The following is a 15,039-nucleotide window of genomic DNA, read 5'->3' on the forward strand; positions in this document are numbered from 1 at the left end:
CCTTAGCGATTTTGTTCTATGTAATTGGTAAAGTGTCATTTCTAAGTTTAATTACTCAATCTAGAGCTCTTTGCTTCTTTGCATATATCAATAATACACTTCTAAAACATAGAACAACATAAAAATAGACTATATTTAAAAGAGCGTTGATAGAATACCAACGCTCTAAAATATAGTCTATTTTTTATCTAAAATATTACTGCATGTTTTAGAACAATTTTTACAACTACTACTGCAATTACATTTGCCTTTAGATGAATTTTTTATTGATTTCATAATTATAAAAACTGAAGATAAAACAATTAGTATAGTACAAGTTATTTCTACCATAAATCACATCACCTTTATGTAATAATTAGTTGAAATTTTAATTTTATATTTTTATATTTTTATATGATTAAGTTACCTATATTAAATACTAGGAATGAAACTATCCAAGCAAGTACTAATTGATAAAATACTGAAAATAAAGTAAATTTAGCACCAAATTCTTTTTTCATAGTTCCAATTACAGAAATACAAGGTGTATATAGTAATATGAATACTAAGAAAGAATAGGCAGATAATGCAGTAAAATGTGCACCTAAAACAATATCTAAATTACCAGCAAAAATTACTTGCATAGAAGCTATAACTGATTCTTTAGCAAGTAGTCCTGAAAGTAATGAAACAGCAGATTGCCAATTTCCAAATCCTAAAGGTGAAAACACAGGAGCTATAACATTACCAATAGAAGCTAAAATGCTTTCATTTACTTCACTTACCATACCAGTAAAGTTAAAGTTTGATAAAAACCATATTACAACACTCATAGCAAAGATTATTGTTCCAGCTTTTTTCAAAAAGTCTTTTCCTTTATCTCCTGTTTGCTTTAAAATCGATGATAGTTTTGGCATTTTATATTCAGGAATTTCAATTATAAATGGTTCTTCATCTTTTTTGAAATATGTATTTTTAAATAATATACCGAGTAAGAATGCTAGAAGTACACCTAAAAAATATAATGATGCAACAACTAACCCTCTATAATCTGTGAAAAATACAGATGCAAATACTACATAAACTGGTAAACGTGCATTACATGACATTAAAGGAACAAGTAAAGAAGTAAGTTTTCTATCTTTTTCACTTTCTAAAGTTCTTGCAGTCATTATTGCAGGGACAGTGCAGCCAAAACCAATCAACATAGGTATAAATGCTTTTCCTGATAATCCCATTTTTCTCATTAATTTATCCATTAAAAATGCTACTCTAGACATATAACCACTATCTTCTAATATGGTAATACATATAAATAATACTAAAATTATAGGTAATAATACTAGTATTCCACCAACACCTGCTATTATTCCATCAATTATTAAAGATTGAAACCAAGGAGCAGTGCTTGATAATGAATTACTTACAAAAGGAACAAAAGCATCATTTAAAAATGTGTCTAATAAATCTGATAAAGGCTGTCCAACCCAAGAAAATGTAATTTGAAACATTAAAGCTATTATCATTAAAAAGATTGGATAAGCAAAATACGGATTAAGTAGAATCTTATCTATTTTTTCAGAAGTAGTTATTTCATTATTTTGTTCCGATTTTATACATTGTTTTAATGTATCTTCAATAAATGAATAAGCATCTTCTTCAGAAGAAAATTCAAACCTCTCATTATTTTCTGAGTTTTTAAAATTAGCTTCTTGTAATTTTGCTGAAATTTTATCAATTCCAATGTTTTTTCCAGCAGATATAGGAATTATCTCAACGTCAAATAATTTTGATAGCTTTTTATAATCTATAAAAATACCTTTAGATTCTGCTACATCAATCATATTTACTGCTAATATGATTGGTTTATTAAATTCTTTTAATTGAGTTGTTAAGTAAAGATTTCTATTTAAATTAGAAGCATCTACTATGTTTAGTATTAAATCAACTTGTCCATTTTGCAAAAAGTCTTTTGCTACTTTTTCTTCATTTGAAAAAGTATCCATTGCATAAATTCCTGGCAAGTCTACAATTTTTATGTCATTTATGTATCCTTCTTTTTTTTCAACAGTTACTCCAGGCCAATTACCAACATATTGATTGGATCCAGTTAAAGCATTAAATAAAGTAGTTTTTCCTACATTAGGATTTCCAAGCAAAGCTATGGTCGTCATAAGTTAAAATCCTCCCTATATTGATAAGAATATATTCTTAGCATCATTTTTCCTAATAGCTAAATCAAATCCTCTAAAATTTATAACTATTGGATCTCCTAAAGGAGCTCTTCTTTTAAATTCAATTTCAGTACCTTTAATACATCCTAAGGCTGATAATCTTTTCTTTAATTTTAAATCACCTTCAATGAAATCTATTATTCCTTTTTCACCAGGTTTTAAATCGCAAATACACATGAATATCACCTCTAATTGAAAATTATTATCGTTCAAAGTATAATAATAGCATCTTTTTTACACTTTAGTCAATAGTTGAAGTCCAAAAACATAATATATAATATAATGGAAAAAATATAAATAATTAAAGATAAATAAGAAAATATAATACAAACTTTAACTAATTAAAAAAATACAGTATAATAAAATATAAAAAATATACTATACTATGAAAGACGGGGTGAGATAATGTCAAAAATAGGGGCATTTTTTGATTTAGATGGAACATTATACAGAGAAGGTTTAATTACAGAAGTATTTAAAAAGATGGTTAAATATGAGATTATAGCGCCTGAGAGATGGTATAATGAAGTAAAGCCTCATTTTTTAAAATGGGATAAGAGACAAGGTGATTATGACAATTATCTTTTAAAGATGGTAGATGTTTATTTAGAAGCTATCAAAGGATTAGAAAAGCATCAAGTAGAGCATATAGCGCAAAAAGTAGTTGAACAAAAAGGTGATAGGGTTTACACTTTTACAAGAGATAGAATAAAGTGGCATAAAGAGCAAGGTCATATTATAATAATAATATCAGGTTCGCCTTCAGAACTTGTTAGAGAAATGGCCAATAAATATGGCTTTAATGATTATAAAGGTACAATTTATATGGTAGATAAGAAAGATATGTATACAAGTGAAGTTATACCTATGTGGGATAGCGAGAGTAAATCTAAAGCTATAAATGAACTTGTAGAGAAATATGATATAGACCTTAACAAAAGTTATGCTTATGGAGATACATCTGGAGATTATACTATGTTTAAGCATGTAGGACATCCATTTTGCATTAATCCAACAAAAGAACTTTTACAAAAAGTTATGAGTGACAATGAAGTGACAAATAAAGTTAATGTTATAGTAGAAAGAAAGGATGTAATATATAACTTAAATATTGAAGATATACAATTTGTATAGGAAAGAGTGGTACTGTGATTATTCGTGAGAACAACGTAAAGGTAGAAGAATTTAGTGATGAATTTATGATAAAACCTGAAAATAGAGAGTATTTACCTAGTGAGCTTATATTTTTTGATCTTGAACACTATGTATATAAAAAACCAAAGTGTATTGGAGTATTTGGAGCTTGTGAATTTAATAAAAGACTAAATGAAATTTTGGTAACACAATATATGATAGAAGATAGAGACGAAGTAGCTGATATATTATATTTGGCGCGAAACTATTTTATTAAGATGAAAAAATTAGGTAAAAAAGCAATTGTGACATTTTCAGGGAATAATGATTTTACTGTTATAAATTATCTTTTTAAACAATATGGGATAGAATATGATTTTAACAAGGAATTTGATTCAATAGATATACAAAAAGAATATGAAAAAAATAAAACCACATCTATAGGACTTAAAAATTTAGAAAAGCTATTTGACATTATAAGGGAAGGAGAAGTAATTAGTGGATCGAATTTAGCTAAAACTTTTCATAAAGTATTAAAAGACAAAAGTTACTTCAAAAGAATGCCAGAGGAAAAAATAGAAAAAATACTTCTTTATAATGAACAAGATGTGGTTAATTTATATCATATTTATGTTAAGTGGAAGAAATATATATATGATGATAATGAAATTGAAGAGTTAGATGAGAGTATAGAAGAATTGGATGATGAAATAGATAATTTTAATTATGAAAATAAATCAATAATAAATCACTAAGTTCAACTTAAAATAAATTTTTCTTAGCTTTAGATTAAGTGCATGAAATTTAAAGCTAAGAAAGTCTAAATAATACGGTACCTTAAAACCCCTCTGCATAGTAAATGATTATGCAGAGGGGTTTCTATTATTTAAGTAATTCTATACCTTTTTTTAATCTTGAAATTGATTCTTCTTTTCCAAGTAATATAGCAAGCTCGAAAGCACCACCTGGAGTAAATGATTTACCAGAAAGAGCAGTTCTTATAGGCCATAACATTTGACCATTTTTAATTTCTAATGATTTTATTAATTCGAACACTTTTTCGTGGATATAATCTTTATTCCAATTTGCTTCATCGATTGCTTCAATAATTGGTAAAACTTTTTCTAAGTTTTCTAATGAACTTTCAACTGTACTTTTCATTTTTTTATGAACATAAAGATCAGTCGAATATTCTGGTAACTCTTCTAAGAAATCAATTTGTTCTGCTAGATCGCTTAATAATTCACATCTTGTATGTAATAAGTCTGAAATGAATTTTAAATCAAAATCTTTCTTTAAAACTTTCTTATATTCAGGAACAGCAAGTTCATGGAACTCATCTAAAGAAAGTTTTCTTATATACTCACCATTCATCCATTTTAATTTAGCGTCATCAAATATAGCAGGTGATTTACTTATATCCTTGAAATCAAATTTTTGAGTTAATTCTTCAAGACTGAATATTTCTTCATTTGTTCCAGGGTTCCATCCAAGTAATGCAATGTAGTTAAGTACAGCTTCCTTTAGATAACCTTTTTGAATAAGATCTTCAAATGATGCATCACCATTTCTTTTTGATAATTTATGATGAGTATCTTTCATAATTGGTGGACAATGAACATAAACTGGAACATCCCAACCAAATGCTTCATATAATCTATTATATTTAGGTGAAGATGAAAGGTATTCATTACCTCTAACAACATGAGTTATACCCATTAAATGATCATCTACAACATTTGCAAAATTATAAGTTGGAAGACCATCAGATTTAATTAAAATCATATCTTCAAGTTCAGAGTTATCTACAGTTATTTTACCGTATATAACATCATCAAAAGTTGTTGATCCAGTTGTAGGATTATTTTGTCTTATTACATAAGGTAATCCTTTAGCTAGATTTGTTTCTATTTCTTCTTTTGTAAGATGTAAACAATGCTTATCATACTTAAATGGTCTCTTTAAAGCTTCAGCATTTTCTTTAAGTATATCTAATCTATCTTTAGAACAGAAACAATAGTAAGCTTCTCCTTTTTCAACTAATTTTTTTGCATATTCAAGATATATAGCTTTTCTTTCACTTTGAACATAAGGTCCAACTTCACCGCCAACATCTGGACCTTCATCGTGGTTAAGACCTGTTAATTTTAGCGTGTTATATATAATATCAACCGCACCTTCTACTAATCTTTCCTGATCAGTGTCCTCAATTCTTAGTATGAAATCTCCATCTTCATGTTTAGCTATAAGATAAGCATAAAGTGCAGTTCTTAAATTTCCAACATGCATATAACCAGTTGGACTAGGTGCAAATCTTGTTCTAATTTTTTTTGATGCCATTTTTATTTCACTCCTATACAAATCTTCATAAATAAAGCCCTTTCATTATGAATATTAAATGAAAGGGACATAATATATATAATATTAATTCTATGATATATCAACAGTCATTCTATGTCAATATTTTGGAGGACTTAGATTCATCTCATACATAATTATTTTTTTATTATTTTATGTCCATCAGAAGATAAGATAATTGTATGCTCTTTATTTGTTTGATAAATTTTTATGTTACTTTTAGTTAAACATTCTATTGTGGATTTATTAGGATGATTAAATTTATTATCATTACCAACAGAAATTATAGCTAGTGAAGGATTTACTTTTTCAATAAAAGCTTTGCTTGAGGAGGTGGATGAACCATGATGACCTATTTTTATTACATCACTTTTTATATTATTGTTTGAATCTAATAATATTTCACTCTCTACTTCTTTTTCAGCATCTCCTGTAAATAAGAAGGAAGTATCTCCATATTGAATTTTTATAACAGGTGAATAATTATTTATATTGTCATATAGATTTTTAATTGGAGAAAACACAGTTACATGAGTATTCTTTCCTAGATCAATGGTATTAGTATCTTTTTTTAATACATTAATTTTTAGATCTTTATCTTTTAATGCATCTATCATTTTTTCAAATGTAGATGTAGTATTTTCTATTTTAGGTGCATAAAATTTGTTAATTCCATAAGTTTTTATAATTTTAGCCATGTTACCTATATGATCTTCATGAGGATGGGTTGCAATAATATAATCTATTTTTTTTATATTCAATGAGCGCAGGTAACTTAAAATTTTATTTCTAGATTCTTTTGGACCAGAATCTATTAGCATATTTATATTGTTTACTTGTATAAGACTTGCATCACCTTGTCCCACATCAATGTAGTGAATAATCATATTATTATAATCATAGTAATTAGTGTTTAAATTCAAGTATCTTAGCATAAATAATGTAGATAATATTATAAATAATAATAGTAGTTTAAATTTCAAATTTCTTTTAACTCTCATAAGAACACTCCTTTAAATTATTTTACCATTAAATAGAAAATAATTCTTAAAAAAGATAAGGATTTCAATTAATGTAATATGTATATAAATTAAAAAAATGAAAAATTGAAAGGTTGAATATTGCAAAAATTATGTTATAATTAAATAAAAATACAGCTTTTATAGAAAAAATGCAATATTGACTTATTTAAAAATTCATAATAGGGGGCAAATAAATGAAAAAAGAATTTTCCATGAGTAATGATAAAGTAATGATTAATTTTACTACAAAGTATTGTAATAATATTGATTCAGTGTTAGAAAGTGAAGGCTTTAGAAGGGTATTAAATAGTTATTTAGAAAAATCAAAAAGAAAAAATACATTAACATATAGATTTTTAACAGATTCATTAGAATCAAATGATACATCTAAGATTTGCAAGGCATTAATAAAAGCTATAAAATTTTTAACAATAATGGGTGTAGAAGAAATTATAGAATTAAGTCCAGGTTTTGAAGCGTTATTGACTAATAAAGATAGCTTTATTAGATTTGTAGAAGAGTTTTATTCTTATTGGAGAAGATTAGAAAGATATACAATAATTCATAGATATAAATTAAGACAAGGATTAGCTGCAATGAGCTTTACAGAAGCAAATGCAGAGTTCTCAGTAATCATACTTAAATTATATAGGAAGGTTGAAAAAAATGTATTAGGTTATCAACCTAAGGTTTATAGACAAATTCCTGCTGGTGGAAACGCATGTATCATGATTCATCAAATGGAGTGGCCCATTCCTAAAGGGTATGAAATATTAGAAGATATACCTTTTATAGATAACATTCTTTTAGAAACACCATTTATAACTTATCCAAAGAGAAATACAAGAGATGGAGTGTTTTCAGAAATTGATGAAAATCCATTAAAATATGCAAGTATAAACAAAGAACATTGGTTTTGTTATCCTGCTAAAATAGGAGAGTCATTAGCATATATATACTTCCATAGAGATTATATGGAACATGGAATAACTTTATGTAACTTATTCGAGATGGCTAGAACAGAAGAGATAAGAGGCAGAAGACCTGATATAGTATTTGTATTTGGCGCAAATGATGAAAATGGAAAAGATTTAAAGACTGTATTCTATAATGATTATAAAAATGATATTATGCTTGGTTATATAAATCATTCAGATAAAATTGACTATTTTGGATATATGAAAAAAATGTCATTAACTCTTCATAATTTAATAATGATTAAAAAAGGATATTTACCAATACATGGGGCTATGGTAAATATTGTATTGAAAAATGGAAAAACAGCTAATGTAGTTATTATGGGGGATAGTGGGGCAGGAAAATCAGAAAGCTTAGAAGCATTTAGAAGCTTAAGTGAAGATTATATATCTGATATGACTATAATATTTGATGATATGGGAACTTTTAAATTAGAAGATGGTGAAATAAAAGGGTATGGTACAGAAATAGGAGCATTTGTTAGATTAGATGATTTGGACCAAGGATATGCTTTTAAAGAAATGGATAGAAGTATATTTATGAATCCTGATAAAGTGAATGCTAGACTAGTTATGCCAGTTTCATCTTACAAAGAAATAATGGCAGGATATAAAATTGATTTCTTCTTTTATGCAAATAATTATGAGGATGTAAAAGAAAATGAAAAACATCTAGAATATTTCACTTGCGCTGAAGACGCAGTAAATGTATTTAGATCAGGTGCAAGAATGGCTAAGGGAACTACAACAGAAAAAGGATTAGTTGAATCATTCTTTGCAAATCCATTTGGTCCAGTTCAAAAACAAGATGAGACTAATGTACTCATAGAAAAGTATTTTGATTTTATGTTTAAATCAAAGCAAACTAAAGTTGGTCAAATTAAAACTTGTTTAGGAGTATGTGGAGAAGAGAAGAATGGTCCTAAAAATGCAGCTTTAGAATTATTTGAAGAGATTAAAAAACTATAATTAGTATGTTTTAAAAAATATTGATATATTTATAAGTAAAGTGGACTGAGTAATTGAACTTAGGAATNNACAAGCAGTAAATGTGACAATATTCATTGAGGATTCTCAAAGTTAAATTACAATGCCACTTTACCTATTAAATATATCAATTCATGTTTAAAACATGACCTAAATTAAAAAGATACTAAAAAAAGATTTTTTAATCTTTTTTTAGTATCTTTTCTTTTAATGGTTTAAGTATTGAATCAAATGATTTTGAAGAAACATTTGGGAATGATTTTATTAATCTTATATGATTTAATTTTAATATAAATTTTGTAAATTTAGCTTCTAAAGTTTTTGACTTATTACTAGCCTTCTTTTTGGTAAAAGCTATAAATTCAACACATTTTTCGAATAAACCACTTTTATCTGTTTGAAGTTTAATCAAAAGATTTTTAAAATCAACCAAAGAATTAACAGTTAGAACAAAATCAATTAAAAAATAAATTACTATAATATAAAAAACATATGTTTCAATAGTTGTAGGCAATTTATCAATCAAATATTTAATCACAGGGTGAAGCAATTTTATAACTATTACAGAAGCAGCCCCCCATAATAATGAAAATTCAAGACATATTCTTCCATGAAGATTAAAGGCATCATCAGTATAATCCCACCACTTGGATTTAAAAACCTTTTCTAAAATGAAACCTGTTAAATATTCTATAAGCGATGTTAGCAATGTGGCAAAAACAAATAATAACAATAAGTTATTTGTGAAATTATGTAATGAAACTAACATAAAAACAATTCCAAAACCATAGATAGGGCAAAAAGGACCATATAAAAAGCCTCGGTTTATAAAGTAATTATTATTTTTATATGCATAGATTACTTCAACACACCATCCTAAAAAAGAATATATCATAAAAAAGTAAATTAAGTCATATAAGCTAAAACTATTTAATATATACATAGTACCTCCTAACATAATATTTAAATTATAGTATATAATCTAGAATTTATATACTATAAAAAGATTAATTTTACATTAATTTTTTTATAGTATAAAAATTAAGCATCAATTTCAAGAAAGAAATGATGCTTAAAATTAATTTATGCTATGGTTCTTTCTTTTGTGAAAAAAGAAAGCGAGTATATCTCAGCCATTCTAATTAAAGAATAAATTATTTTACTAAAAATTATATAACATCCCAATAGTATTGCTACTATATTTATTTGAAAAAATCCAATCAAACCCCAATTAATAGCACTTATAACAACTGAAATAAGTGCAATGTAATCAAATGCTTTCATAAAATCATACTTCTAGCAGTTCTTTCAATAACAGTATTTACTTAAAAGTGTGTTTTTATTACTTTAAAATAAAAATAATTATAAAGATATATTTCTGTCTATTGGTTGTGATAATGATATAAATGTATCAGTTCTTGAAATTCCATCTATATTATTAATCTTATTAAGTAAAAGATCCTGTAAATCAGAAATATTAGTACAAACTACTTTAGCAAACATTGAATAGTTTCCAGTAGTTAAGTGAAGCTCAACGACTTCTTTTATTTTAGCCATTTCTTCAAATACAGAAGTAAAGCAAGATGCTTTATCTACATATATTCCAACAAAACAACAAACATCATAACCTAGTTTAGGTAGATTTAGAAGAATTCTAGTACCTCTAATTATACCTAAATCCTCCATTTTTTTCATTCTTACGTGGATTGTTCCTCCACTAACATGACAAATTCTTGCTATTTCTAAATAAGGGGTTCGACAATCTTTTATTAATAAATCTAAAATCTGTAAGTCTAATTCATCTAAATGTGCATTTGCAACTAGTTTCATATTATCACCTCTTAATAATCATAAAATCTAAATTTAATTTTATCAAATATTGGAGGATTATAAAAGTAAAAATCAATAAATTTATTAATTATTTTCAAAATTTTTATTAAAGTAATAATTTGTATTATAATAAAATTTTCATAAAAATAAAAAAATACGAGTAAAGCTTGATTATATATATAATATCTAATAAACTATTTAATATACACATTTAAGGAGGAATGACATATATGGGTAGTGTTATTATGACGATTCTTACTTTTATAGGAGTTTTAGCATTTACACTTTTACTTTATTGGATTTGCAGAAAGTATATATTTAAAAAAGTGAGAGTAAACAAATGGGTGCCTCTTTCTATAGCAATTGTATTATTTTTAGTTCAAATGTTTTTGACAACTACAAAAAAAGTAGTTCCAGTACAAATGTTATTATCAGTTTTATCTGTATTATTTTTCTTATGGTTTATGGATATACTTCAAACAGGTGGACCTAAAAAGTCAGAAAAGAAAATTGTTATAAAACCGAAAGCAAAACCTAATAGAGTAAAACATAAAGATAATGGAAAATAAAATAAATTCAGACTTTATACGTTTAATCTGAATTTAAAAGGGGCTGTTACACTATAAAATGTTTTCTATGATTAAAGACATTTTGATTAGTGCTATGGCTCCTTTTAATATATAAGTATTTTTAGATAAGTTGATTTTGCATAATATAAGTTTATATTTGATAATAATTAAAGTAAATTTAGAAAGTGAATTTTAATAATTTTTAAGAGGATTAGAAGACATTAAAATGGGTGATACATCTAAAAAGTATTATTGTGAAGCATTCAATATTGCTAAGTAAGATAAAGGGATAGATATTAATTATGTCAATAACCTATAAAAAATGTCCAAAGTGTAATGTCTGATTTTGTTAAAAGAAAGTTTGAATAATTGATAATTAAGAATGTGAGATTTAGTTATAACTTAAAGATATAGAATAATTTTCAAGTATAAAAGAGGAGATATAAACATGCTGTTTGAAAGAACAAAATTTTATGAAGATTTTAGTCCAGCTTTAGATAAAAGTAAATTAATAATATTAACTAAAAAGTTATTACCGGATATGGTTTTTAATATGGCTAGTTTAGAGGGAAACCCTTTTACATATCCAGAAGTACAAACTCTTTTAGAAGGAATAACTATTGGTGGTCATAAATTAAGTGATGAGCAACAAGTTTTAAGAATAAGAGATGGATGGAATTTCATTTTTGAGAGTGTTAATAAAGATAAAATAAATATAAGAAAAGAGTTATTTGATTCTTTAAATGGAATTGTAGCTAAGGATGAAGCTTTGATAAGTGGAAGCTTTAGAACTGGGCAGGTTAGAATTGGGGGTACAGACTTTATTCCGCCAAAAGCAGAAGAGTTAGAAAATATTTTTTATAAGGAATTACCAATATTAATAGAAAGAAGTCAAAGTAGCATTGATTTAGCTTTTGATATATTTCTTTGGGGGGCTTTAAATCAGTTTTATTATGATGGAAATAAAAGAACATCGAGACTTGTATCAAATTTAATCTTAATATTTAATGGTCAAGGTGTATTTAATGTTAAAGTAAAAAACAGATTAGAATTTAATACGTTGATGGTTGATTTTTATAATAATCATGATGGGGATAAGATTTTTGAATTTTTTTATGATTATTGTTTAGAAAGATATTAAATGTAAACAAGGAATCAATAAAAAAATTGTTTATTAGAGCAAAGAATGAATGATGCTTTATTTATAGGATTTACAGGTACACCAATAGAACTAGAAGATAAATGTTCAAAATTTCTAAGGGGGCAAAACACCACCTTAGAAATTTTTTAATTGTACAGGAATTTTATAATATATACTTTAGAAAGTCTTTAATACTTTAAACCAAAGCCACTTTCAACTAAAAAGGAACCGCATTTACAAATTAAAAATTTATGTTCATCAAAGAAGAATTTCTAAATTAAACCCGGAAAATAGGTGAACTTATTCCTACCTTACCATTTTCTAATATAGTTTTTATAACATACCACTTTTCATTATTTTCAGCTTTATGCCTGTAAATGTATTTTATACGATTTAAATTTAAATCAGGTATTTTTTTTATTATTGTACCTGAAAAAGAAATTATATTTATCTCCTTAATTTTATAATTGTTATCTTGAATAAATATATAAAATTCTAGTTCATTATCATCTAAAGGGATAGTTTCACCCATAAAAGCATTATTTATAGTAAAGTACATAACTAAAGATTTAGATTCAGTTGAATAAGTATGTCGACTTCTAAATGCAGTTATTAAGGAGTCTAAAGTAAGTTCATTAGAAATTATGCATGTTAAATTTTCATCATCACCAAAATTCATTCTATGATTATCTTGCGAGTTTATAGCACCAAGTTGCCAACCCTTATCTAATAAATTGTAATAATACTTATCATATCTAGAATATTTATTTGGAGCAGAACCATTACCAACCTCAATAGATGTTATTAGTTTATTTAATAAAGGGCTATACTCTAAGTAATTTATGTTTTTATGGGGATGATTAAGGCTTATAAAGGCGTTTGGATTATTAAACATCCATAATATTAATAATTTAAGATTACTAACTATACCAGTAAAAAATCTATTAGAATTCACTACATTTATATCTCCAAATCCACTAGTTTTACTTTCAAATCCTATTACTGGTAGGAAGTTATCATGTTTTCTTCTATATTTTATTCTTAAGTATTTTAAAGCTTCCCATTTACTTAATTCATTTCCGTTCATTCTAACAGATTTAATAAGATAATTATTATGATCTGTTAAAATCAAAAAATCTAATCCGTTATGTCGAGCATAATCAAATGCTTCAGTTGGGGTACCTCTTCCAGTAGAAAAGCCACAATGAGCATGAGGAATGCCATAGTAAAATTTTAAGTTTTTAAAGTTAATTTGTGTTTTTTTCTTAGTCAAATTATCCTACCTATAAAATTGCTTACAGTATATAATATATCTTCTGCGGTAAAATAATGACAATAACTAAATGTAATGATAAAATAAGTTTAGATATCTTAGCTAAATTTAATTATAAAAAAGAAGAAAGTGGGAAAAATAATGGTAAAGAATTTTTTAAATAATATTCCTAATATATCAGAAGGTGTTTACATATCTGAAACATCTGTTATTATTGGAGATGTCGTTATTAAAGAAAATTCTAACATATGGTTTGGTGCTGTACTTAGAGGTGATGAACAATCAATATCTATAGGATGCGAAACTAATATACAAGAAAATGTTGTTATTCATGGAGATGGTGAAAATAAAGTGACCATAGGAAACGGAGTTACTATTGGTCATGGAGCTATAATTCATGGATGTACAATAGAAGATAATGCATTGATCGGTATGGGAGCTATAATATTAAATGGAGCTAAAATAAGTAAAAATTCTGTTGTTGCTGCTGGAAGCTTAGTAACTCAAAATAAAGAGTTTGAAGACGGATCATTAATACTTGGAAATCCTGCAAAAGTTATAAGAAGATTAACACAGGAAGAAATTCAAGCTAATAAAGAAAGCTCTTTAACTTATGTTAATTTAGCTAAGAAGATGGCAGACAGTAATTAATAAGGTAATAAATTGGAGGAAATATGATACTAATAGGTGAATATAATAATTTTAAGGTAAGTAAAAAAGTTGATTTTGGATATTACTTAGAAAATGATATGGGTGAAGAAGTGTTATTACCAAATTCATCTTTAAATGAAAACAAAATAGAAGTTGGCGATAAAGTAGAGGCTTTTGTTTATAGGGATTCAAAGGATAGGGTAATATCAACATTAAAAACTCCAAGTTTAACAGTTGGAAAAGTAGGTTACTTAGAAGTAGTTGGTCAAAGTGGTATAGGAGCATTTGCGGATTTTGGTCTTGAAAGAGATGCATTTATACCAATTAAAGAGCAAATATATAAATTAAAAACAGGAGAAAAGTATTTATTTTACATGTACTTAGATAAAACGGATAGAATAGCTCTTACAACTAGAGTTGATAACTATTTAGAATTTGCATCACCTGAAGAATTTAAAACTTCAGATGAAATTGAAGCAATAGTGTATGAAAGTGGTTATAATGGAACTTTAAAAGTTGCAATAAATAGAAAGTACAAAGGAATAATATTAGGTAATGAACATTTTGACTATTTATATCCAGGTCAAGCAGTAAATGCAAGAGTTAAGAGAATATATGAAGATGGAGTAATTGGTATTACAACAAGAAAAACAAGATTAAATGAAAGAGATGTACTATCAAAAGACATACTTCAATACTTAAGAGAAAATGGAGGATTTATGCCATTCAATGACAAGTCTTCTCCAGAAGATATAAAAAGAACATTTAATACTAGTAAGAACTATTTTAAAATAGCACTTGGTGGATTAATGAAACAAAAGTTAATAGCTCAAGACAAAGAAGGAACAAGATTATTATAATAAATATTAAAACTATATTTTAGA

16 protein-coding genes are annotated in these 15,039 nt (G+C 26.2%); 7 read left to right on the forward strand and 9 right to left on the reverse strand.

The window, feature by feature from the left end; genetic code table 11:
* Positions 1 to 177: 177 nt before the first annotated feature.
* Genes NG904_RS06680 through NG904_RS06690 form a run of 3 tightly spaced genes read right to left on the reverse strand, consistent with a single transcriptional unit; the run spans position 178 to position 2,390 of the window.
* Positions 178 to 330 (reverse strand): FeoB-associated Cys-rich membrane protein, encoded by a 153-nt coding sequence (locus tag NG904_RS06680; RefSeq protein ID WP_252213130.1) that lies wholly within the window; start codon positions 328 to 330, stop codon positions 178 to 180.
* Between the two features lie 59 nt (positions 331 to 389).
* A complete protein-coding gene (gene feoB, locus NG904_RS06685) occupies positions 390 to 2,153 on the reverse strand; it encodes a ferrous iron transport protein B (protein ID WP_252213131.1) in 1,764 nt (587 codons plus the stop codon).
* A gap of 15 nt (positions 2,154 to 2,168) precedes the next feature.
* Complete coding sequence (locus NG904_RS06690; RefSeq protein ID WP_252213132.1) at positions 2,169 to 2,390, reverse strand: FeoA family protein; 222 nt, start codon at positions 2,388 to 2,390, stop codon at positions 2,169 to 2,171.
* Between the two features lie 228 nt (positions 2,391 to 2,618).
* On the opposite strand from NG904_RS06690, the gene NG904_RS06695 reads away from it, so the two are divergent.
* On the forward strand, positions 2,619 to 3,347 hold the full coding sequence (locus NG904_RS06695) for an HAD-IB family hydrolase (protein WP_252213133.1): 729 nt from the start codon (positions 2,619 to 2,621) through the stop codon (positions 3,345 to 3,347).
* A 14-nt stretch (positions 3,348 to 3,361) separates the two neighbouring features.
* Positions 3,362 to 4,102, forward strand: a complete 741-nt coding sequence (locus NG904_RS06700) for a ribonuclease H-like domain-containing protein (RefSeq protein ID WP_252213134.1) — start codon at positions 3,362 to 3,364, stop codon at positions 4,100 to 4,102.
* A gap of 127 nt (positions 4,103 to 4,229) precedes the next feature.
* On the opposite strand, the gene gltX is transcribed toward NG904_RS06700, so the two are convergent.
* Both gltX and NG904_RS06710 read right to left on the reverse strand, forming a co-directional pair.
* The gene (gene gltX, locus NG904_RS06705) at positions 4,230 to 5,687 is read right to left on the reverse strand and encodes a glutamate--tRNA ligase (RefSeq protein WP_252213135.1); all 1,458 of its coding nucleotides are present in this window, start codon (positions 5,685 to 5,687) and stop codon (positions 4,230 to 4,232) included.
* A 155-nt stretch (positions 5,688 to 5,842) separates the two neighbouring features.
* Complete coding sequence (locus tag NG904_RS06710) at positions 5,843 to 6,706, reverse strand: ComEC/Rec2 family competence protein (protein WP_252213136.1); 864 nt, start codon at positions 6,704 to 6,706, stop codon at positions 5,843 to 5,845.
* Positions 6,707 to 6,921: 215 nt separating this feature from the next.
* On the opposite strand from NG904_RS06710, the gene NG904_RS06715 reads away from it, so the two are divergent.
* Positions 6,922 to 8,673, forward strand: coding sequence for a phosphoenolpyruvate carboxykinase (locus NG904_RS06715; protein ID WP_252213137.1), 1,752 nt, complete (start codon positions 6,922 to 6,924; stop codon positions 8,671 to 8,673).
* A gap of 199 nt (positions 8,674 to 8,872) precedes the next feature.
* Here NG904_RS06715 and NG904_RS06720 read toward each other — a convergent pair whose 3' ends face one another.
* From NG904_RS06720 to NG904_RS06730, 3 genes are all read right to left on the reverse strand, one after another.
* Entirely contained in the window at positions 8,873 to 9,634 is a 762-nt protein-coding gene (locus NG904_RS06720) for a putative ABC transporter permease (RefSeq protein ID WP_252230643.1), read from the reverse strand.
* A 140-nt stretch (positions 9,635 to 9,774) separates the two neighbouring features.
* Positions 9,775 to 9,975 carry a DUF378 domain-containing protein gene (locus NG904_RS06725; RefSeq protein WP_252230644.1) on the reverse strand — a complete coding sequence of 67 codons (201 nt, stop codon included), beginning with the start codon at positions 9,973 to 9,975 and terminating at the stop codon, positions 9,775 to 9,777.
* Between the two features lie 78 nt (positions 9,976 to 10,053).
* Complete coding sequence (locus tag NG904_RS06730; protein ID WP_003370983.1) at positions 10,054 to 10,521, reverse strand: Lrp/AsnC ligand binding domain-containing protein; 468 nt, start codon at positions 10,519 to 10,521, stop codon at positions 10,054 to 10,056.
* A gap of 230 nt (positions 10,522 to 10,751) precedes the next feature.
* Between NG904_RS06730 and NG904_RS06735 the strand changes: the two genes are divergently transcribed.
* Both NG904_RS06735 and NG904_RS06740 read left to right on the forward strand, forming a co-directional pair.
* Positions 10,752 to 11,090 carry a hypothetical protein gene (locus NG904_RS06735; protein ID WP_252230645.1) on the forward strand — a complete coding sequence of 113 codons (339 nt, stop codon included), beginning with the start codon at positions 10,752 to 10,754 and terminating at the stop codon, positions 11,088 to 11,090.
* A 448-nt stretch (positions 11,091 to 11,538) separates the two neighbouring features.
* Positions 11,539 to 12,231, forward strand: a complete 693-nt coding sequence (locus NG904_RS06740; protein ID WP_252230646.1) for a Fic family protein — start codon at positions 11,539 to 11,541, stop codon at positions 12,229 to 12,231.
* Positions 12,232 to 12,508: 277 nt separating this feature from the next.
* Here the strand turns inward: NG904_RS06740 and NG904_RS06745 are convergent, their stop codons facing one another.
* A complete protein-coding gene (locus NG904_RS06745) occupies positions 12,509 to 13,504 on the reverse strand; it encodes a CehA/McbA family metallohydrolase domain-containing protein (RefSeq protein WP_252227109.1) in 996 nt (331 codons plus the stop codon).
* 141 nt (positions 13,505 to 13,645) lie between these two features.
* Here NG904_RS06745 and NG904_RS06750 point away from each other — a divergent pair, with 141 nt between their 5' ends.
* Together NG904_RS06750 and NG904_RS06755 are read left to right on the forward strand one after the other, a co-directional pair.
* Positions 13,646 to 14,155, forward strand: coding sequence for a gamma carbonic anhydrase family protein (locus tag NG904_RS06750; RefSeq protein ID WP_252227106.1), 510 nt, complete (start codon positions 13,646 to 13,648; stop codon positions 14,153 to 14,155).
* Positions 14,156 to 14,178: 23 nt separating this feature from the next.
* The gene (locus tag NG904_RS06755; protein WP_252213143.1) at positions 14,179 to 15,015 is read left to right on the forward strand and encodes a CvfB family protein; all 837 of its coding nucleotides are present in this window, start codon (positions 14,179 to 14,181) and stop codon (positions 15,013 to 15,015) included.
* Positions 15,016 to 15,039 lie beyond the last annotated feature (24 nt).

Source organism: Clostridium sp. ZBS15, from assembly GCF_023845705.1.
Classification (GTDB): domain Bacteria; phylum Bacillota; class Clostridia; order Clostridiales; family Clostridiaceae; genus Clostridium; species Clostridium aquiflavi.